At 44.7% G+C, this 19,484-nt stretch carries 20 protein-coding genes; 5 read left to right on the top strand and 15 right to left on the bottom strand.

Annotated features, from left to right (window positions below; genetic code table 11):
* Window positions 1-410 precede the first annotated feature (410 nt).
* From NO989_RS06920 to NO989_RS06910, 3 genes are all read right to left on the bottom strand, one after another.
* Window positions 411-1,427 carry an aspartate-semialdehyde dehydrogenase gene (locus NO989_RS06920; RefSeq protein WP_014979671.1) on the bottom strand — a complete coding sequence of 339 codons (1,017 nt, stop codon included), beginning with the start codon at window positions 1,425-1,427 and terminating at the stop codon, window positions 411-413.
* Window positions 1,428-1,456: 29 nt separating this feature from the next.
* The gene (locus tag NO989_RS06915) at window positions 1,457-2,659 is read right to left on the bottom strand and encodes a 4-phosphoerythronate dehydrogenase (RefSeq protein WP_014976885.1); all 1,203 of its coding nucleotides are present in this window, start codon (window positions 2,657-2,659) and stop codon (window positions 1,457-1,459) included.
* A gap of 237 nt (window positions 2,660-2,896) precedes the next feature.
* Window positions 2,897-3,652 carry a class II aldolase/adducin family protein gene (locus NO989_RS06910; RefSeq protein ID WP_014976886.1) on the bottom strand — a complete coding sequence of 252 codons (756 nt, stop codon included), beginning with the start codon at window positions 3,650-3,652 and terminating at the stop codon, window positions 2,897-2,899.
* Window positions 3,653-3,828: 176 nt separating this feature from the next.
* Between NO989_RS06910 and NO989_RS06905 the strand changes: the two genes are divergently transcribed.
* Window positions 3,829-4,518, top strand: coding sequence for a Crp/Fnr family transcriptional regulator (locus NO989_RS06905; RefSeq protein ID WP_014949951.1), 690 nt, complete (start codon window positions 3,829-3,831; stop codon window positions 4,516-4,518).
* A gap of 41 nt (window positions 4,519-4,559) precedes the next feature.
* On the opposite strand, the gene NO989_RS06900 is transcribed toward NO989_RS06905, so the two are convergent.
* The 4 genes from NO989_RS06900 to NO989_RS06885 all read right to left on the bottom strand — a co-directional run bounded on the left by NO989_RS06900 (window position 4,560) and on the right by NO989_RS06885 (window position 8,511).
* Window positions 4,560-4,856, bottom strand: coding sequence for a type II toxin-antitoxin system RelE/ParE family toxin (locus NO989_RS06900; RefSeq protein WP_014976887.1), 297 nt, complete (start codon window positions 4,854-4,856; stop codon window positions 4,560-4,562).
* Window positions 4,853-5,083 (bottom strand): type II toxin-antitoxin system ParD family antitoxin, encoded by a 231-nt coding sequence (locus NO989_RS06895; RefSeq protein ID WP_371342302.1) that lies wholly within the window; start codon window positions 5,081-5,083, stop codon window positions 4,853-4,855. Before NO989_RS06895 ends, NO989_RS06900 begins: the two co-directional genes overlap by 4 nt.
* Before the next feature lie 354 nt (window positions 5,084-5,437).
* A complete protein-coding gene (gene fabB / locus NO989_RS06890; RefSeq protein WP_014949953.1) occupies window positions 5,438-6,652 on the bottom strand; it encodes a beta-ketoacyl-ACP synthase I in 1,215 nt (404 codons plus the stop codon).
* Window positions 6,653-6,945: 293 nt separating this feature from the next.
* The gene (locus NO989_RS06885; RefSeq protein WP_371342301.1) at window positions 6,946-8,511 is read right to left on the bottom strand and encodes an AMP-binding protein; all 1,566 of its coding nucleotides are present in this window, start codon (window positions 8,509-8,511) and stop codon (window positions 6,946-6,948) included.
* Between the two features lie 223 nt (window positions 8,512-8,734).
* On the opposite strand from NO989_RS06885, the gene NO989_RS06880 reads away from it, so the two are divergent.
* Together NO989_RS06880 and mnmC are read left to right on the top strand one after the other, a co-directional pair.
* Entirely contained in the window at window positions 8,735-10,009 is a 1,275-nt protein-coding gene (locus tag NO989_RS06880; RefSeq protein ID WP_156086582.1) for a galactose oxidase, read from the top strand.
* 3 nt (window positions 10,010-10,012) lie between these two features.
* On the top strand, window positions 10,013-12,073 hold the full coding sequence (gene mnmC, locus NO989_RS06875; protein WP_371342300.1) for a bifunctional tRNA (5-methylaminomethyl-2-thiouridine)(34)-methyltransferase MnmD/FAD-dependent 5-carboxymethylaminomethyl-2-thiouridine(34) oxidoreductase MnmC: 2,061 nt from the start codon (window positions 10,013-10,015) through the stop codon (window positions 12,071-12,073).
* Window positions 12,074-12,198: 125 nt separating this feature from the next.
* Here mnmC and NO989_RS06870 read toward each other — a convergent pair whose 3' ends face one another.
* The 7 genes from NO989_RS06870 to NO989_RS06840 form a co-directional block, all read right to left on the bottom strand.
* Entirely contained in the window at window positions 12,199-12,924 is a 726-nt protein-coding gene (locus NO989_RS06870) for a FlgO family outer membrane protein (RefSeq protein ID WP_156086584.1), read from the bottom strand.
* Window positions 12,925-12,934: 10 nt separating this feature from the next.
* Window positions 12,935-13,699, bottom strand: coding sequence for a FlgO family outer membrane protein (locus NO989_RS06865; RefSeq protein WP_014949957.1), 765 nt, complete (start codon window positions 13,697-13,699; stop codon window positions 12,935-12,937).
* A gap of 4 nt (window positions 13,700-13,703) precedes the next feature.
* A complete protein-coding gene (locus NO989_RS06860; RefSeq protein WP_075177491.1) occupies window positions 13,704-14,369 on the bottom strand; it encodes a FlgO family outer membrane protein in 666 nt (221 codons plus the stop codon).
* Between the two features lie 410 nt (window positions 14,370-14,779).
* Window positions 14,780-15,199 (bottom strand): GNAT family N-acetyltransferase, encoded by a 420-nt coding sequence (locus NO989_RS06855; protein WP_156086585.1) that lies wholly within the window; start codon window positions 15,197-15,199, stop codon window positions 14,780-14,782.
* 30 nt (window positions 15,200-15,229) lie between these two features.
* Window positions 15,230-15,574, bottom strand: coding sequence for a lactoylglutathione lyase (locus tag NO989_RS06850; RefSeq protein ID WP_156086586.1), 345 nt, complete (start codon window positions 15,572-15,574; stop codon window positions 15,230-15,232).
* Between the two features lie 45 nt (window positions 15,575-15,619).
* Window positions 15,620-16,057: a GNAT family N-acetyltransferase gene (locus NO989_RS06845; protein ID WP_156086587.1), complete on the bottom strand. Its 438-nt coding sequence runs from the start codon at window positions 16,055-16,057 to the stop codon at window positions 15,620-15,622.
* 73 nt (window positions 16,058-16,130) lie between these two features.
* Window positions 16,131-16,628 carry a DUF2938 domain-containing protein gene (locus NO989_RS06840; RefSeq protein WP_156086588.1) on the bottom strand — a complete coding sequence of 166 codons (498 nt, stop codon included), beginning with the start codon at window positions 16,626-16,628 and terminating at the stop codon, window positions 16,131-16,133.
* A 91-nt stretch (window positions 16,629-16,719) separates the two neighbouring features.
* Here NO989_RS06840 and NO989_RS06835 point away from each other — a divergent pair, with 91 nt between their 5' ends.
* Window positions 16,720-17,139: a helix-turn-helix domain-containing protein gene (locus NO989_RS06835; protein ID WP_156086589.1), complete on the top strand. Its 420-nt coding sequence runs from the start codon at window positions 16,720-16,722 to the stop codon at window positions 17,137-17,139.
* 60 nt (window positions 17,140-17,199) lie between these two features.
* On the opposite strand, the gene NO989_RS06830 is transcribed toward NO989_RS06835, so the two are convergent.
* On the bottom strand, window positions 17,200-17,694 hold the full coding sequence (locus NO989_RS06830; RefSeq protein WP_371342299.1) for a GNAT family N-acetyltransferase: 495 nt from the start codon (window positions 17,692-17,694) through the stop codon (window positions 17,200-17,202).
* A 118-nt stretch (window positions 17,695-17,812) separates the two neighbouring features.
* Between NO989_RS06830 and NO989_RS06825 the strand changes: the two genes are divergently transcribed.
* A complete protein-coding gene (locus NO989_RS06825; RefSeq protein WP_348648756.1) occupies window positions 17,813-19,339 on the top strand; it encodes an ATP-binding cassette domain-containing protein in 1,527 nt (508 codons plus the stop codon).
* Window positions 19,340-19,484 lie beyond the last annotated feature (145 nt).

The raw sequence follows: 19,484 nt of genomic DNA, 5'->3' as shown, positions 1-19,484 counted from the left end.
TTTATTTTTATTCTTAAGCCACCTTGAAACCATTAATAATCAAGCCAGCGTTTTACAGTCTTTTTGAACTTAGCAGTAAGATTTATTCGCGCTTTATAGAGTTCTTACCGTTCGCCTAAGTGTCTGACTGAGTATTGTTTTTAACGTTGTTCTATTCCTAACTTTACAAACTATAAACCAGTTATTAAGGGTGATCTAGTTAGACAGTAGTATTGAAGCGCTCTAATGCTCAAATTTTCGCTAAAAACGGCCATTCAGTAGCTTCGAGTGCTGTCTTTCTATCCCATTGAATAGTGCCACTTCATTGCAACGGGTAATGCCCCTTTCATTGCGTATCGGCAAGCACAGAAAAATGTTTACCTTTTCCTGTGCTTATCCGATTAATCAGAGGCGGAACCTCTGTAGAATACTTACAAGTAGTCGCGAATGAGTGTCTCAGCAATTTGAATGCTGTTTGTCGCTGCACCCTTGCGAATGTTGTCAGACACCACCCACAAATTTAAACCACACGGATGAGTAATATCATTCCTGATACGCCCCACATGCACAATGTCGTTGCCACTAGCGCTGCTTACTTGCGTTGGGAATTGCTCATTACCGTCGTAAACTGTTACGCCTGGCGCATCGGCTAAAAGCTCTTTAACATGCTGCGCATCTATTGGCGAACGCGTTTCAAGGTGAATAGCTTCAGCATGACCATAGAAAACCGGTACGCGCACAGCCGTGGCGTTTACCAAAATGCTTTGATCGCCCATAATTTTTTGGGTTTCCCACAGCATTTTCATTTCTTCTTTGGTGTAGTCGTTGTCTTGGAATACGTCGATTTGAGGGATAACGTTAAAGGCAATTTGGCGACTAAACGACTCTGGCTTTACTTCACGTGCGTTTAGCAAACCTGCGGTTTGTTTAGCCAGTTCTTCCATGGCTTCTTTACCGGCACCAGAAACTGACTGGTATGTGCACACGTTAATACGGTCAATACCAACAGCGTCTTGAATAGGTTTAAGTGCAACCAACATTTGAATGGTTGAGCAATTTGGGTTCGCAATAATGTTTCTATTGCGAAATTCTGCCAGTGCATGGGCGTTAACTTCTGGCACCACAAGTGGGATATCTGGCTCGTAACGAAACTCTGAAGTATTGTCGATAACAATACAGCCTTCCTCTGCCGCTAGCGGAGCAAATTTTGCAGAAATGCTGCCTCCAGCTGAGAAAAAGCCAAATTGCACTAATGACCAGTCGAAATCATCAGCATCTAATACTTCAATGTCTTCGCCTTTAAACGACACGGTACTACCTGCTGAACGTTTACTGGCAAGAGGATACAAACGGTTTACCGGAAAGTCTCGCTCTTCTAATAGTTCAATCATGGTTTGGCCCACTAGACCTGTGGCGCCAAGTACCGCTACGTCAAACGCTTGCGACATAATGCTTTATGCTCCTAATATTAAAATAACTAAACCAGACTTACGTGAAAGCCCAGTTTGGTGAATGTGTCTTGGATTTGCTTACTGGTGTTTTTTGGCAAGTGTAACGCATAGGCGCTGCACTCGCGACGCACTCTGTATTGCTTGCGCAATGTAGAGAACGTATTTGCTATGTGTGTCTCTGGCGTTTCATTATGGCCTGACGCAAACGCGTTTCGCGTTATCTCATCGTCAATAGCTACATCATACACATTGTGGAATACGGCAATGAGATCCTCAACCGACAACCGCACCGCCTCAGGCGAGTTTAACGCAACTTTGATCGGATTGGTTTTCTCTAAAAAGTCGCTAAGCACTTTGTCTGGGGCTTTGCCCACTACGTCACAAATTTGCTCGTAAATCATTTGCGTACCGCGCACTTTGCCTTCTACAGAGTGCCCCGCGATATGTGGTGTAACGAACCAAACATAGTCAAATAATGCTGTATTTATGGCAGGCTCATTATCGAATACGTCGAGTACCACCGTTGGCGCTTTTTCCCCTTGAAGTACGCTAAGTAGTGCCACTTCATCAATAACCTCACCCCGGCACGCATTTATAAGCAGCTGGTTTGACGTTAATCCTTCCAGAAACACTTCGTCTATCATCTGATATGTAGGATATTCGCCGCCTTTAATAAAAGGCACGTGAAGCGAGATAACATCGCACTTTGCTATTTGCGCTAAGTCTACAAATGACTGACCGTTATGCTCCTTCTTACCAGATTTTGCTAGCGCTTGCTGTAGCGGTGGGTCATACAGACAGTGTTTAACGCCAATTGCCATTAAAATTCTTGATAATGCAGTTCCCACATTACCAGCACCTACTATTCCCACTGTCGCATTATATAAATCGAGCTTTTGGGCTTTTTGCGCGTGCAGCAAAACACTCAACACGTACTCGGCAACCGCTACGGCATTACAGCCTGCTGCACTGCTATGCATAATACCCACGCTATCTAAATGCGTTTTATCTAGATGATTGGTCCCCGCCGTTGCCGTAGTAACAAACTTAAGCTTGTTAGCGCTGGTCAGCAGTTCAGGGGTAACCTTGGTGGTAGAACGTAGCGCAAGAATATCTACATCGCGCAGCATTTCAGGCACAAGAGATTGCCACGCATAGGTTTCAATCTCACCTACGCTATTAAGGTAATCGGTGCCAAACGGAATGGTATCTTCAAGAAGTATTTTCATGGCGCTAAGTGTACCTTAACTTAGGCTTTTAGTAACCCAGCGCCCTTGATTTATCTTATCGGTGATTCGTTTAATTTACGTCATTTTGATGCACGTTTGGCCGCAACATTAAAGAGACGGCCGAAGTTCATACAATCCTTTAAAACGGGAACGCTTAGAGCAAACCGCTTTAGCTCACGTTTTTTGTCCACTTCATCCTTTGCGAACGTGGTATTGGATAACGTTAACTTTAAATAGTTACTTGTCGTAACCAGGGAAACGGCGTTCAACGCGTCGTTTAATACCCGGCCATGCTAACGAACCACCAGCCTGCCGGGTGACTTGATCGGCCTGCATTCGAATGCCATCTAGAATTGCCGAATGAATTGGAATAAGCGGTTTGCCTGTGGCCTGCGCTTTTAACTGAATTTCACAGGCGCGCTGCATAATAAACATAAACAAGAAAGCATCGGGAATATTGTCTGCACAGGTTAAAAGCCCGTGATTGCGCAAAATCATAAATTGGGTATCGCCAAGGTCGCGAACCAATCGCACTTTTTCTTCTGGGTTTAGCGCCACGCCTTCGTAGGCATGATAGGAAAGCGACGCCAGCGGAAAAAGCGACTGTTGCGAGTAAGGCTGCAGTCCTTTTTCTAAAATGGATACCGCCACACCTTCTGCTGTATGCAAATGCAACACGCACTTTGCATCGTCTCTAGCCTCATGAACGGCGCTATGAATAGTAAAACCTGCTGGGTTAATGTCGTATTCACTTTCCATTACTTTGTTACCGTGAAGATCAACTTTAACCAAGCTTGATGCCGTAACTTCATCAAACATTAAACCGTAGGGATTAATCAAGAAATGATGGTCAGGCCCAGGAACACGAGCAGAAATGTGAGTAAAAATGAGGTCGTCCCAACCATACATAGCAACTGCGCGATAACATGCGGCAAGATCAACACGGGTTTGCCATTCTTCACTGCTAACTTTCGACTTTACTGAATCTGTCATAGCTTTACTCTTTTAACGTACAAATTAATTTCATTTGAGGCGGGTGAGCCCTAGGTGGAAGGCTCGATACCTTGAGCGTTTCAATGAAACTTCCACTTACTTTTTCTTACCGCCTACATTACGCGCAGTAATTGCTATACACTGTCGGATATACGACATTGTAAGAAATTTGTTAAATGGAAAAGTTTAAACCTGTTCTCGCTAGCTCTACTTGGTTTGGCGCGATCCCACCCTATTTGCAGGAAGCCATGTTCGACAAGATGCGCCTAAAACACCTAAAAGCCGGGCAGCAACTGCATGCCAAAGGTGAAGACGGTGTCGGTTTCTATGGTGTATGCGAGGGCCGTTTAAGAGTTGTCACTGTGGGCGTAGATGGTCGAGAGATGCTATTTGCGCTACTGGGCCCCGGCACCTGGTTTGGTGAGATATCGATGTTTGACGACCTCCCCCGTACTCACGACAACTTCTGCGAGACAAATTGCACGGTAGCGATTATTCAAAAGAACGCGTTTAAAGCACTGCTTGAACAGTTCCCTGAACTCTACCCGCATTTTACTCGCCTTTTATGCACGCGAGTGCGCAGTGCGTTTCAGTTTATTGACTCAAGCGCAGGGCTTAGCCTTAAGCACCAGCTGGTAAAACGGCTTTTAATGCTTACCACCAGTTACGGTCAACATTTGCCCAAACACAACGCGATTACACTTACCCTTTCGCAAGAGTCTTTAGCGCAAATGATAAATAGCAGTAGGCAAACGGTGAACCAGTTATTAGGTGAACTTCAACAAGAAGGTTTGGTAAAACGGCATTACGGGAAAATCACTATTCCCGAGCCAGATACCTTGTTTAGTCGTTATCAGTTTATTTGACTTGACGCTTCAGCCACATTACTGGGTCTTTCCTCCGTATTTCAATCGCATAGATGTATAGAGTATTTCATCTGTTGATGAAGTACCCTAATGACGAAAATGCCGTCATCGACTTTTTTATAGAAGACCATGTGCCTATGAACTGGCAGTTGAAAGTAAGTCTTTCTGATATCCTCAGCTGAAGTACCGATACTAGGGTTTTCCGCCAGAATGACTAGAGCTTCGTGTAGGGCAACAAGATAGGCTTCAGCTTGAGTTACGCCATGAATATTGGCTGAATAATCGTAAATCCCGGAGATAACTTCCTCTGCTTTATTGGAGAGGGTATATTTATTCATTCTGAGGCTCGAGTTTTCTTAACTTGAATAATATCTATAACATTCTTATCACTTTTCCCACTCAATTCACCTTCTATGAGAGCTAAGCTAATTGCCTCTCGCTCACTCTGATTGCGACGCACTAAATCGCGAATATAATCACTAGCATTAGCAAATTTGCCAGTTTTTACTTGTTCATCAATCCACGCACGCATTTCGTCAGGAAGCGACACATTTAAAGTTGCCATTGTCTATTTCCGAATGTTCACCATCCTAAAATTATGGCAAACATTGACAAAGATTGCCAATTAGGTAATGAAAGTTAGGTTTAACAGATGACTCAGAGCACTTAGTTAAACGACAAATTTAGCGTCACTCGAAACACTGCGCTTAATAAAAATTTGACATTCTGCTTCACGGACAAAACACACAATTACAATCGCTTAAGCGGCCGCTTCTGAAAACACAGGTTTTATTTAAAAAATACCAATACAAAAAGGGCGTAAACACAAGCACCCACGGTGCTCAGGTTTACGCCCTTTTGTCTTCTTTGAAACTTCTTAACTGAAGTTAAAAAAGCTTACTGGTTCAAGCGGTTTTAATTAACCGTTATAACGCTGCATAACAAGCGTTGCGTTAGTGCCGCCGAAACCAAAACTGTTAGACATAATTGTGTTTAACGTTGCTTCACGTGCTTGGGTAACAATATCTAGCCCTTGTGCCGCGTCGTCCAGTGTGTCGATGTTAATTGATGGCGCAATAAAGTTATTCTCCATCATCAACAAGCTGTATATAGCTTCGTTTACACCCGCAGCTCCTAGTGCGTGGCCTGTCAGTGACTTGGTTGCACTAATTGGCACACCCGCTTGGCCAAACACTTCTTGAATCGCCGCAAGTTCCTTCACGTCACCTACAGGCGTAGATGTGCCGTGGGTATTCAAGTAATCGATTGGCGCATCGATATTTTGCATTGCCATTTTCATACAGCGAATTGCGCCTTCACCCGACGGTGCAACCATGTCGAAACCGTCTGATGTAGCGCCGTAACCTACTACTTCGCCGTAGATTTTTGCGCCGCGTGCAAGCGCGTGCTCAAGTTCTTCAACAACAACCATACCGCCGCCGCCTGAACTTACAAAGCCGTCGCGTGCTGCGTCATAAGTACGTGATGCCACAGCAGGATTGTCGTTATATTTAGAGCTTAGTGCGCCCATAGCGTCGAATTGACTTGATAGTGACCAATGTAATTCTTCACCGCCACCGGCGAATACTACGTCTTGCTTACCAAGCTGAATAAGCTCTAGCGCATTACCAATACAGTGGGCACTAGTTGCACACGCAGAAGCAATTGAATAGTTCACGCCGCGAATTTTAAACGGTGTCGCTAAGCAAGCCGATACCGTAGATGCCATACAGCGAGGAACCATGTATGGACCAACACGCTTAACGCCCTTTTCGCGAAGAATATCAGCAGAAAGTACTTGGTTTTCAGAAGAGGCGCCACCTGAGCCAGCAATAATACCTGTACGCTCGTTTGAAATGTCGCTTTCTTCTAAACCAGAGTCTGCAATGGCTTGTTGCATCGCTACGTATGCGTAGCCTGCCGCATCGCCCATAAAGCGCATAGCTTTACGGTCAATATGGTCTTTCAAATCGATGTCGATGTTGCCCCAAACTTGGCTGCGAAGGCCCATTTCGGCGAACTGTTCTGAAAATGTAATTCCAGACTTACCCGCTTTAAGTGAAGCAAGTACGTCTTCTTTATTTACGCCGATGCTTGATACGATACCAAGACCGGTGATAACTGCTCTTCTCATAGTTTACCCTTTGCGTTGTTGCGGCTTATGGTAACGATTTTGAATGGTAAAGTGGTCTGCTCTGCCAATTGCCATACTCAAATTAGCCAAACTTAAGCGTTGCAGTGCCTGTTTCAATTCTGGGCTTATGTATACAAACAGGTAGTTTCCCACTTCCCTTCTTATTCGTTTTTGCCGTCTTTGTCTAAGCTCTCTTATTCGGAATATTACCAATGTAGCACGAATGCACAGGGTCATGACCAGCGTTAATTTATACCTTCACAAAACCTTCAAAATAGCTCTAGCGGTTTCTTTTATTGACAAAAGTGAGCTCTAAGTTTGTTCTTAAATATTTTACCCGTATCTTCTCTGGGCAGGGCATCGAGTATTTGCAACATTTTAGGCCACTTGAACCGCGCTAGTTTGCCATCTAAATACCCGTGTAGCGCATCAATTGAAAGCGCATTGTCGGGCGAGCATTCAACAGCCACCACCACTTTCTCGCCATACTCAGCATCAGGTACACCGAATACCGCGCAGTCTGCAACTTCAGGCATTTCTATGATGACGCTTTCTATTTCAGCAGGAAATATATTGGCGCCACCTGAGATGATCATGTCTTTTTTCCTATCGCAAATATATAAGTAGCCATCTTCGTCCACATAACCCATATCACCTAATGTCGTGAATTCACCAACATGTAAGTCGCTTTGCGTGCCCGTAGTATTGGTATATTTGAATGGCGCGAACATGGAAAGGTGCGCATATATAACGCCAACACCACCTACTTCGCACTCCTCTTTATCGTCGCTCAGTATTTTAATCGCGGCACCGGGAATGGGCTTACCCACAGAATTTGGCTTATCTAATGCTTCTTGAGATGAAATTAGGGTCATAAAGCCTAATTCACTAGCACCATAAGATTCATAGAAAATTGGACCAAACCAGTTAATCATTGCTTCTTTCACATCGCTTGGCAGTGCGGACCCGGTTGATAAGGCAAATCGCAAACTTGAAGTGTCGTATTTGCTTCTTATCGACTCGGGCAGTTTAAGTAGCCTCACCATCATAGTGGGAACAATATAGGCGTGAGTCAGCTTAAACCGCTCTATGTCTTGTAAAAAGCGTTCGGGGTCGAATTGAGGCTCAATGTATACATCAATATTACCCGCTGCTAAACAGCAGAGCGTAAGCGCGTGTGGTGCACTGTGATAAAGCGGTGCCGAGACGAAAAAGCGATCACCTATTGATAGCTGCATTAACGCTTCAGACAGCCCTTTAAATATTAAATAAGGGTCTGGCCGCGTTAGGTCTTCATCTCGCTTAATACCTTTGGGTTTTCCGGTGCTGCCAGATGTGTAGGGAAACATGCCCTTAAAGCGTTTTGGCGGTTCATCGTGGCGCGTTGCGTTTGGGGCAGCTAATAGCGTATCAAGACACTGGTACTGTTCCCCAGTTTTCGCCTCTGATGCTAACAGTGAATTATCTGTTAAATGATAGCGCTCTAAAATGCTTTCCGGCGTTTTAATCGTGTATATCACTGACAAGGTGGAAACTTGTAATAAGGTTTGGCGGTCATTCTCCCCCTTTAATAAATCGCGATGAGCGAACAGCACTTTAGCGCTGCAGTCGTCTAAAATAGGCAGAAGTTCGGCAACGGGGCTGTGCCAATTAAGCAGAACATAGCGCGAACCCACATATCGGCATGCCTCAACTATTTCAAATATATCGACATGGTTTCGCATAAAAATAGCTACCACATCGTTATCGCACACACCTTGCTCAGCCAGTGCACGTGCTATGATACGTGCACGATCATCCATTTCGTCTCTAGTGCGTTTGCAAATGCTTTGACCACATTGGTGAAACACGCCCGCCATACCTTCTCCCTGAACTATCTTCTATAGACTTAGCGCTAAATTTAACAAATTATTTACAATAACAATTAAATAAACGTATTGTTTTTACTGATAGATTGTTATTTGCAGAAGCAATATGAAAAGAAGAGTTTTAAGCAGGCACAAACTTTTGCGGAAAAACAAAAAGGTGACAGGTAGAATACGCGGCCAAACGTTCGAAATTTAGATAAACCTGAAGATTGCTGTGTTATTAAAAAAGCTAAGACCTCTTGCTCTACGTATATTCCAAAGTGCGGCACCCCGACTTTCTTTCATGGTGGCTGCCTTTATCATTGCTTCTGCAGCGACTGTCTCAGCAACAGCTGCGCCTATCGCCCTCCCCGCGCTACCAGAGCCAGTTTCAAACAATGCCGTAGCTTCTGTAACCATAGAAGACACACAATATGTATTTAGTTTTATGGGACTGGGCAAAGGCAAAACCCATAAAGACGTGCACAACCGTGCTTGGCAGCTTCCTATTGATAGCAAAGATAAACCTTTGCAGTGGCAAGACCTTCCCCCAGTTCCATCCAGCCTTGCACTAAAAGGTCGTTTGGCTTCCGTAGCAGTGGGCGTTAATGACAGCGTTTATATTTTTGGCGGTTACACGGTTGATGAAGAACACAATGAAATTAGTACGCCAGATGTATATAAATACGCTCCTGTAACAGGGGAATATACGCTATTAACGCCTATGCCCGTGCCTGTTGATGATGCAACTGCTTTAGTTTACCAAGACCGTTACGTGTACTTAATTTCTGGCTGGCACAACGATGGCAACGTAAACCTTGTGCAGGTTTACGATACGCAAGCCGGCCAATGGCAACAGGCGAGCCCTTTTCTTGGCAGTCCGGTATTCGGGCAAGCTGGCGGCATCGTTAACAGCACTATGGTAATTTGTGACGGCGTATCAGTAACACCTCACAGCGATAAACGCCGCAGCTTCGCACCAGAAACTGCCTGCTTTAAAGGTGATATTGACAAGGAAAATCCATTCAAGATTGATTGGCGTACGCTTGACCATCCAACGGGTACTGCGCGCTATCGCATGGCGGCAGCGGGCAATAAGGACACCAATAAAATCTATTTTGTGGGCGGTTCGACTAATCCGTACAACTACAATGGCATTGGCTATAATGGCGAGCCTTCAACTGCAGATGACGCCATCTGGATCTTTGATATTGCGGAAGAAACCTGGGTTATATTAAAAACAGATGCTGAAGTGCCTACAATGGATCACCGCGGGTTAATTAACGTTAACGGTTCTTGGAGCACCATTGGCGGTATGCTTGGCGCACAGCTCGTGACCAGTAAAGTGACATCGCACTTTTCAACACCTGCAGAAGTATACTGTCCATCTAAAAGCCAGGCTAGCTCTGACGTTTCAAAACAAGCATCGGATGGGCAAGCTGATGAAGTAGTGAAAACTGCTACCAATTCAAAGTGCCAACACAGAAACGACATAAACGGAGAAAAATAAACAGTGAAATCTAAGCATGCACAGGTTCATTTTAATGAGAGCGGTACGCCTGTCGCCGACCATTTTGACGACGTTTATTTTTCTAACGACAGCGGAATTGATGAAACCCAACACGTTTTTGTTGCAGGCAACGACCTTGCTGAGCGCTGGCAACAGTGGCGCAACCCTACTTTTGTCATCGCCGAAACAGGTTTTGGAACTGGGCTGAACTTTTTGGTCGCCATGCGTGCCTTTAACGAATTTAGAGCAGCGAACCCTGATCATCCGTTAAAGCGCCTGTATTTTATTACCACGGAAAAGTTTCCACTGCCTCAACAGGATATGCAGCGTGCGCTAGAAGCTTTTCCTGCCCTTAAAAACGAAGCGCAAGCACTCGCTTCACTTTACCCCATGGGCCTTGAAGGTTGTCATCGCCTTCATTTTGATAACCATTCAACCACACTCGACTTGTGGATTGGTGATGTACACGAGCTTTTGCCTCAATGGCATTCTCCTGTAAATGGCCTCATCGATGCCTGGTTTTTAGATGGTTTTGCACCAAGCAAAAACCCTGATATGTGGACAGATGCTCTGTTTAGCCAAATGGCTCGCTTGTCGAAAACTGGCACAACCTTTGGAACCTTTACCGCCGCAGGTATCGTAAAGCGTGGGCTAGCTGGTGTGGGTTTTACCATTAAAAAACGCAACGGTTTTGGCCGTAAGCGCGACATGCTGACCGGCGTTTTTAACCAAGACAATGAGAATGTTCAGCATAAACTTCGCCTGCCTGCTGGCCCCTACTATAGGTACGCGAACGACAGTTTAGATAAAACAAGTAAAGTCGCGGTAGTAGGCTCCGGCCTTGCAGCAGCTACGGCATGCTTGGCTTTAGTAAAACGCGGCATTAGCACCACTTTGTATTTTGATGGTGACACCCTTGCAAGCGGCGCATCTGGCAACCCGCAAGGCGGCTTTTACCCGCAGCTCCATAGCGAAGCAAGTATTGCCAGCCGCATTCAGGCGCACAGTTTTTTGTATGCTAGACAAGCCTACGACCACACAATTGAACATGCAAAAGCCTGTGGCCTAGCCGACGTTGCCCATGATTTCTGTGGCGTTATTCAACTAAGCTTTAACGACAAGGTAGCAGAACGCCAAAATAAATTGGCTGCTGCCGACGTATGGCCTGAAGCTTTGATCAAGCCCGTGGACAGCAAAGAAGTGAGCGATATAGCTAACCTAGCTCTTCCCTACTCTGGCTTATACATTGGCTTAGGCGGTTGGATTTCTCCTCCGCAGTTAGTAGCGGCCATGATTGAAGAAGCACTTCAAAGTGGCAAACTCACGCTGAAACCCAATCATATCTATGTATCTCATGAGGCAGCTGAGACAACAAAGCAGCAGGTGCGGATTCGTTTTAACTTAGATAGCGCTGAGAATGAAGAAGTTATTACTGCCGATCACCTTATCCTTGCCCTTGGTGCAGGTGCGGTAAACGCTAGCGATTTTAACAGCCTGTCCCTTCGCCCCGTTCGCGGCCAGGTTGAAGCTATTCCCACCCAAATGCCAATTGAACAGCTTAACACTGTGTTGTGTCACAAAGGCTATATGACACCTGTATTCGAAGGCCGGCATGCGTTAGGTTCAACCTACGTTAAAAACGACTTAAGTACCGATGTACGAGGCGATGAAACTGAAATGAACCTCGCCACACACGAACAGGCGCTGGCAAACACCGACATCGTGCAAGCATTACAACATGACGGTAAAGCCAGAGCGGCTACGCGTTTAGGTTCACCCGACCACCAGCCTGTTGTCGGTGCACTACATAATTTTGACTCATTAAAAGAACACTACACTATGCTAGGCGTGGGCAAACCGTTGACTAGCGCGCCAGTGTTGCCAAGCAGCGTAGTTTCCACCCTTACTTGCTTAGGGTCACGAGGGTTAACCACAGCGCCTTTAATGGCAGAGGTCTTGGTGAGCAGTCTATGTAAGGAGCCGCTACCTTTAAGCAACGATCTGCTTAATGCTGTAAACACAAGCCGCTTTATGACTCGCGAAGCGATTAGAAGCCAGGGTTAATAAACGGAGAGGTCGTTGTGAAAATTCTACTGTGCCTAGACACAAAAGATCGGACGTTTAGAGGTTTGAAAGCGAACATGAAAGGAATTCGCTTTGAAAAAACAGAGCGCAATGGAAGTAAATGGCTAGTTTACGCTAGCCATTTTATTTAAATCCATCACGATAAACGCAGGAATGTATACGTTGGCGCTTGCCACCACTTGTTTATTTTCCAGCGACACGATACGGGCGTTTACGCGGACGCCTCTGTCATCTTCAATGATGGTGCCAGTTACAACATGGTCCATTTCAACCTGTTTAGCGAGTGCAGTACCATCTCGCGTGAGTACGAAATCGCCGACTGGCGTTACGGTAATTCCACCTGCAAGCTTAAAGTCGACAACCGCTAACCCAAAGTCTTGCAGCTCGGCTATTAGATACTCTGAAAGCTGATTACCTAACACGGTGCTGTCGCTCAACGACTGATTAAGCCTCACAAAACTGGCCACACCCACCATATCTTGCTGCGTAAGACGGGTTGCATTGTCCATTAACTCCATCGCAAGTTGCGAGGCGTAATCATTTAAGCGCTTATGCGTTTGTGAAGGTGAATAGCCATGGTGTAGTGGGTCTTTATAGCCGGGTTCAACTTCCACCTGCTGTTGATATTGTCTATCGCGAGAATCTGGTGTGTACTCTAGCCCTGAACGGCTTGGTACAGGTACTGGCTCGGCGTGATGAGTAATTTCACCGTCTTCGCCTAACCAAAACGAGCCCATAGACTCCGTGCTAGTGCACCCTGTCATACATACACTCAGCATTACGCCAACGGCTGCCCAACTGCTTGACACAAGCTTCTTTGTAAACACCATGCTGAAACTCCTAGCCGCGACTTAGCTTAACGCCATCGCGCATACCGTTTTGCTGGCTACCGTCACTTGGAATAAGTGCATCTACCACGTAGAACGGCACTAACATTTGCGCAGTTGCCACAACTGCGCGCGACTCCATGCCTAAAATACGGGCGTTAACTAACACGCCACCTTGGTGCTTGGTCATTGTTCCGGTTAACACATATTCAATAGGAAGGCTGCTGCTCAATTCCAAATAGTCTCGGCTTAATACAAAATCGCCATCGTCAGTAATGCGAATATACTCGGTGGCTTTGAAGTCGATAACCGGCACGCGGAATTTATGCAGTTCGTGAACAAAAGATTCCGCCATCTGACGACCAAGCAAATCTGTTTTCTGCAAGTCAGTATCTAGTAGTGCGAAATGGGTTACACCGATAGGTGTTTTGTTATTCACATATTCCATATTGGCAATTAAGTCTTGCGCCATGTTCTTCACATAGTCGCCAATATGCTTGGTTAGAGGTCGACCTTTATACGCGCCCTGTACGCTCGAATACAAAGGAGGTTGACCGATAGCGCCGTACGCGTCCATACCCTGAGACTGGGTATCGCTGGTATTTTCAACTGGCTTTGAAGGAGCGCGGTCGGCGGCAGTAATATCAATCACATTCATGGCCGGGCGCTGAGGCGCTTGTTCGGCTACCTCTTCTTCCCCCATCATCATAGAGCACCCGCTAACGCTTAGCAGTGAAGCACAAAGCGAAAGCGCCGCGTATTGATTTCGTCTTTTCATGGGGTTACCTCGTACCTTCAGTTCTGTATAACTTGCCGTTTCTGGTGGTTACTTGTTCTTCGCGCCAAAACAGTTCGGCAGGGAAAAAGCGTGTTGCTGCAGCGACAATGTTTTTATTTCTAGCGTTGATAATTCGAGCGTTAACCACCGCGCCAGACTCTTGATACACCATAGTGCCGGTTATGTAAAAATCGACGCGCTCAATGTTGGAAAGCTGGTCGATATCGCGGGTTAATACTCTGTCGCTCTCGTTACTAACAATTATATCGTTCGAAAGCTTAAATTCTTGAGTAGAAAAGCCTCTTTTCGTGGCCTCAGTAATCATTCCTTGTTCAAGTTGATGGCCCAACAACATTAGCGGATGTTGATGGCCAGCACTGTATTTCATAGTATCGGCAGGTACAAAGCCAACTACCGCATAGCGAGACTGACGTGCTGGACCCACATCAGCAAAAAGTTCGTTCGCTAACATATAGGTGTGGTATTCCACATTCCCCAATGCCGATACGTCGCTGGCATCGGTTTGCGCAAATTGACTTTTAGGTTCGTCAGATGAAGAGCAACCAGAGAGTAAGCCCAAGATAAGCGCGGTATATGCCAAGGCTTTCGCGACTAAGCGACCATTTTCTGTCAGCAAAGCGTGAGAGACAGGTTTTGTCATACTTTTCATTACACATGTCCAGTGAAAAACGTCAAATTTCTATCGGAAAGAAGCAAAAACTCATCGAAAAACAGTGATCAGCTACTACGCAAACCGACATTTTCAGTGTCTTTAAACAGGCTTCTGCAAAATTCACACCAAAGAGAGGCTACAAGCAGCATTGACCGTTACATTGGAGGTTACATTGAAAAAAATTGCTGATAACCAAGTGACGTAAAGCGCCTAGTTTCAGGAGATGTCCCTTTCTCAGTGTTAAAAGAACTTGATGTTTATCGTCAGGCCGTGCATGAAAAGCGGAGGCGACTTGCCGCCTTAGGACAGAAAGCTGCCGATAATTAAATAGGCAATGATCACAATGCCAAGTGATTAAAAAACTTGAGAACTCCCGGGACTCTCATGCCGCGTTAATGACCAATTAGCTAAATAAACCTGCACATGCCTAAACCTAAACTTTCACCATCACGAGGTTCAAAACCGAATTTAAGATAAAAACTTTCCTTACCATGCGCAGCCAACAGGCCAATGGTTGCGCCAGGTGCGCAGCAAGACTCCAAATGTGCAATCAACGTGTTCATTATTTTCGAGCCCAAGCCTTTATTCTGATGTTCTGGATGAATGATGACGTCTTGAATATAAAAATACATTGCGCCATCGCCAATCACCCGACCACAGCCTACAAGGTTGTTGTCGAGGTAAATTGTTGCCCAAAACAACGAGGCATCAATACTTTTTTGAACAACCGATAAACACGGGTTACTCCATCCAATCAATTTTCTTAGACTGGCAAAGTCTTCAGCTGACGGAGGACTTTCTTTAACGGTGTAATTCGTATGCATCATTCGTCATTCCTCCCCTCGTTCTCGCAAAAGCTAGCTACCTAATTCGGTAATGTGAAGCAGTTCGCCCGACGGACCCCATAGATAGAAAACACTTCCCCAATGTTGTTGCTCAATTGATGAAATTTTCGTTTTATGTAACGAGCGCGAGCACAAATCAAAAGCGTCCTGAATGTCTGCTACACATATTTGTAGCATAAAGTTATTCGCCAATTCAGGATTATAAAAGCGCTGAAGAAAGAAGAGACAATCACCATTTTCAAACAGTGTTAGGTCTTCATTTACGTATGAAGCATTAAATCCAATCTCAGAATAAAATGCTTTAGAAATGTCGTAGTTTTTGCTTGGAATAAAAGTCTTAATATCTATGACGTCCATATCTTTAGATCCCTCGCATTTCGCTGCTTTAAATTTAAGTCGTGGCTAAATGGCAATAACAGCAAGCATGTCTTCGCCATCTTCATCTAACCCCACCTCTTCGAAACCAAAGCTTGAATAGAAGGCTTTGGCGACAGGATTCTTGGGGTTATAGCATATCTCTATCTGTTTGAGCTCAGAAGTTTGCTTTATAAGCGTGATAGCTTGAGATAAAGCAAGTCTGCCAATTCCATTATTCTGATGGCTCTCATCAATCATAAAGCGCCAAATGGACACTTTGGTTGGCGTTTCCTGAACCCACATCAAGAACCCTACGGGCTGGTCGTTGCAATAAATGGCTTTGCAGGTATGGTTCTCGTTGTAGAAAGACTCAACCAACGACCACATATTGCACGCTACAAACGCTTGTTGATCATCCGCCACATCCAAGTCACAAACCTGCTCATAGTTAGATTTGTTTATTTCTTCCAGTGAAATTTTCATCCTGTCTTCTTATAAAAGCATGCTGTTTTATTGCCATTATAAGCTGAAGTTCACTCAAGTCATCATTAGTCGTTTATATCCATATTGATAGTAAAAGCCTAATTAACAAAGCCGAAAGGTACAGCCCAACGCCAAATACGACGTGATTAATAATACTGTGTAACCGAGCGGTATTAGGGTTAGGCGTTTTCGATGCGGCAACACCAGCGCCCATACCTGGCTGCAATATAAAGAACGGTGCAACGACCGTAGCGATACCGAGCGCCACTGCTGGACCCAGCGTCGGTTCGAACAACCAAGATTCTCCGCATATGAAAATAAGCAGCGCTGCATAGGTAATTCCAATTAGGTAATGGGCTGTCCATCCAATAGTACTTTCCCCGTGAACAACATGGGCACTTGAAATAGAAGTATGACGAAACTGCCCTTTTCTCATGTGCCCTATCCAGCGCCCCACCATGCCCCAATTGGTAGGGGCAATACCAAACAATTGCTTTCTCAACAAGGCCCATAAATCCATCACTAAAGTAGCTCCAATACCTATCAGCAAGATAAAAACAATACTTTGCATATTCACTCTCAATAACTAGTTTCAATTAACATGAGATGCTAGCCTACAACTTCAAGTTAACTTTAAGTCAAGCATTCCTTTGGGAAAAAGTATGGAAATATCTCAGGTCGCCAAAAAGTCAGGAGTGTCGGCATCAACACTGCGCTTTTATGAAGAAAAAGGCCTTATCAAATCTATTGGTCGACAAGGTATACGTCGCGTATTTAGCTCAAACGTTTTAGAGCGCCTTGAATTAATCGCACTAGGCCGCGCAGCTGGTTTTTCACTGGAAGAAATTTCTGGGATATTAGGAACCGATGCAAAGCCTGATATAGACCACGCTCTGCTACTTAAAAAAGCGAGCGAATTAGATGGAACAATCAAAAAATTAGAAGCAATGCGTGATGGTCTGCAGCATGCAGCTGCTTGCACAGCACCGAGTCATTTGGAATGTCCGAGGTTTCGTCGATTGATGAACCTTGCAGCCGCAGGGGTGATTGAAGGCGTTGCAGCGAATAAGGCAGTAAAATAAATATCCGTATCAATGGAAACCACTCAACGCTTTGCGGGTACTAAAGTCACCATCGCAGAGCTACCTCAAAATGGCAAAAATATGGCTATCGTAAAACCGTCCATTTTTAAAAATGGCGCGTTGCAATATCGCTTCTTGCTTAAACCCTGCATCTAACAGCAGCTTTTGCGAAGCAAGATTGGATGAAAATACGCAGGCAAAAATGCGCTCTATACTTGTGTTTGAGAAAGTAAGGGCGATAATTTGGCGCAGCGCGTCACGCATAATCCCTTTTCGCCAATGTGATGAACAAAGCCAGTACCCGACCTCTCCGGCTCTTTCATATTCAAAGTTTCCAGGGTTAACACCAATACACCCTACTAACTCGCCGTCGTACTCTACAGCTTTTATAAAACCCTCTTTGCTCCCCTCTTGAATCCACCATGTGGCATCTTCTTTTGTATAAGGGCTGGGAATTTTTGTCGACAGAAATTGCGTGACCGACGGTTGATTCAAAATATCTACCAGTCTACCTACATCGCTCATTTTAAAATCTCTGAGTGTTACCTTGCTCACTATTTTATTCCCTTACCAAGCATCCAATGCTGCATTTACCTTACAAGACTAACTTACCAGCTAGTTCTGGCTTCAGAAAGTCTTATTCACCATTGACACGTAATCAGAAAACTTCACAATGGTTCTACTTTATATTCACTCGCGATCATTAATGCTGTACCTTTCTGAATTTCAAATAAAGCTTCCTAATCAATACATTACTCCTGCATTTTCGCTAGCGCTCTGTACTGAAAGTGCGCCGTCGCACTTCCTTATCGCAGGTAGAAACAGTAGCGGAAAGTCACTCTTAATTTCCGCGCTTGCCGGTAATGGGAAGGTAGCAAGCGGTAGTCGTGAATGTACTTCGGTTGTTGCAGAGGTATCGGTTTTTAAACAGCAAGCGATAATTGAAGAAGAAAAACAAAAAGACAGTGCAGATATTTTAGACGTAATAGCTGAGCCAACACAGGTTCGCGAACTATTCGCACAGACTAATGAGGATTATAAAAACCACCCTTATTACGACGAACTCGCCTCTGCGCTTAGAATTGAGCATCTGCTAGATAATGCGTTTCTTTCACTTTCAACAGGTGAAACCCGCAAGATTATTATCATGTTGGCATGGTTAAGTAATGCCTCTATTATTTTGCTTGATGAACCCTTCGAAGGTTTAGATGTTGAAGCGATAAGCGCATTTAGTCTCTTTCTTGTCTCTCAGCAGCAAGCTTCTTTAGTACTTACCGCCAACAAACTCGCAGATATTCCCAAGAATATACAAGCTCAGTTGATTGTCATGGATGACTTGGCCATTACGTGGAAATCTGAAGATAAACTTAACTATGACGGTTTGCGCTCAGAACTAAGCACCTGGTTTGCACTAGAGTCTGATGATATCGATGTTCCCTCAGCCCTAAACGCTAAAGACAAACACGGCGATGACCCCAATCGCAATGACCGAAACCTCAATGAGCAAAACAGTGAGTTAGATTCACTACCTCATACCTTAATTCAGCTTAAAGATGGGTTCGTGCGCTTCGATGAGCGAACCGTATTTGAACAGCTTAACTTTACGCTTAACAAAAATGAGCATTGGCAGATCACTGGTCCAAATGGGTCAGGAAAAACCTGTTTGCTTCAAATGTTTACTGGTGATAATTCCCATTGTTATACCAACGATTTAACAATGTTTGGCATAAAACGTGGCACAGGCGAGAGCATATGGGACATTAAAAAGCACATTGGAATTATGTCGAATGCGCTCCACATGCAGTACAAAGTGAATGCAAGTGTTGAGCACGTTATCATTTCAGGCTTTCACGACAGTATTGGTCTGTACACTCGCCCCACGCTAGCGGAACGCATGGTGGCAGAGCAGTGGCTTGAAGTACTGGGTTTGAAACAGAAAAAGAACACGCCGTTTCAGTCACTGTCTTTTGGTGACCAGCGATTAGTACTTATTGCACGTTCTATGGTTAAGCACCCCGCCGTGCTTATTTTGGATGAACCTTGCAATGGTTTAGACGACTTCAACCGCCAAAAAGCGCTGAAGCTTATTGATATATTGGCTAGGGCTGGCACAAGTACACTGCTGTATGTGAATCACCATGAAGAAGAACGCATTCCTAGCATTCACAATACGTTAAATATGAAAGACTATAATGTTTAAGGGTATATGTTGAAAAACTTGGCCTTTCAGGTCTTCGCTAAAAAAATATGGCACTGCCTGTTAGACTATTTACCTTAACGCTGGAAGCTTAAAAGCGGATATTTAAGAAGATAAGCGAGGTTAGGTACCGAGAAAGAAAAAAGCG

Origin of the sequence: Alteromonas sp. DY56-G5 (genome assembly GCF_041414725.1) — a bacterium.
Lineage (GTDB): Bacteria > Pseudomonadota > Gammaproteobacteria > Enterobacterales > Alteromonadaceae > Alteromonas > Alteromonas macleodii.
This window is presented reverse-complemented; position numbering and strand designations above follow the sequence as displayed.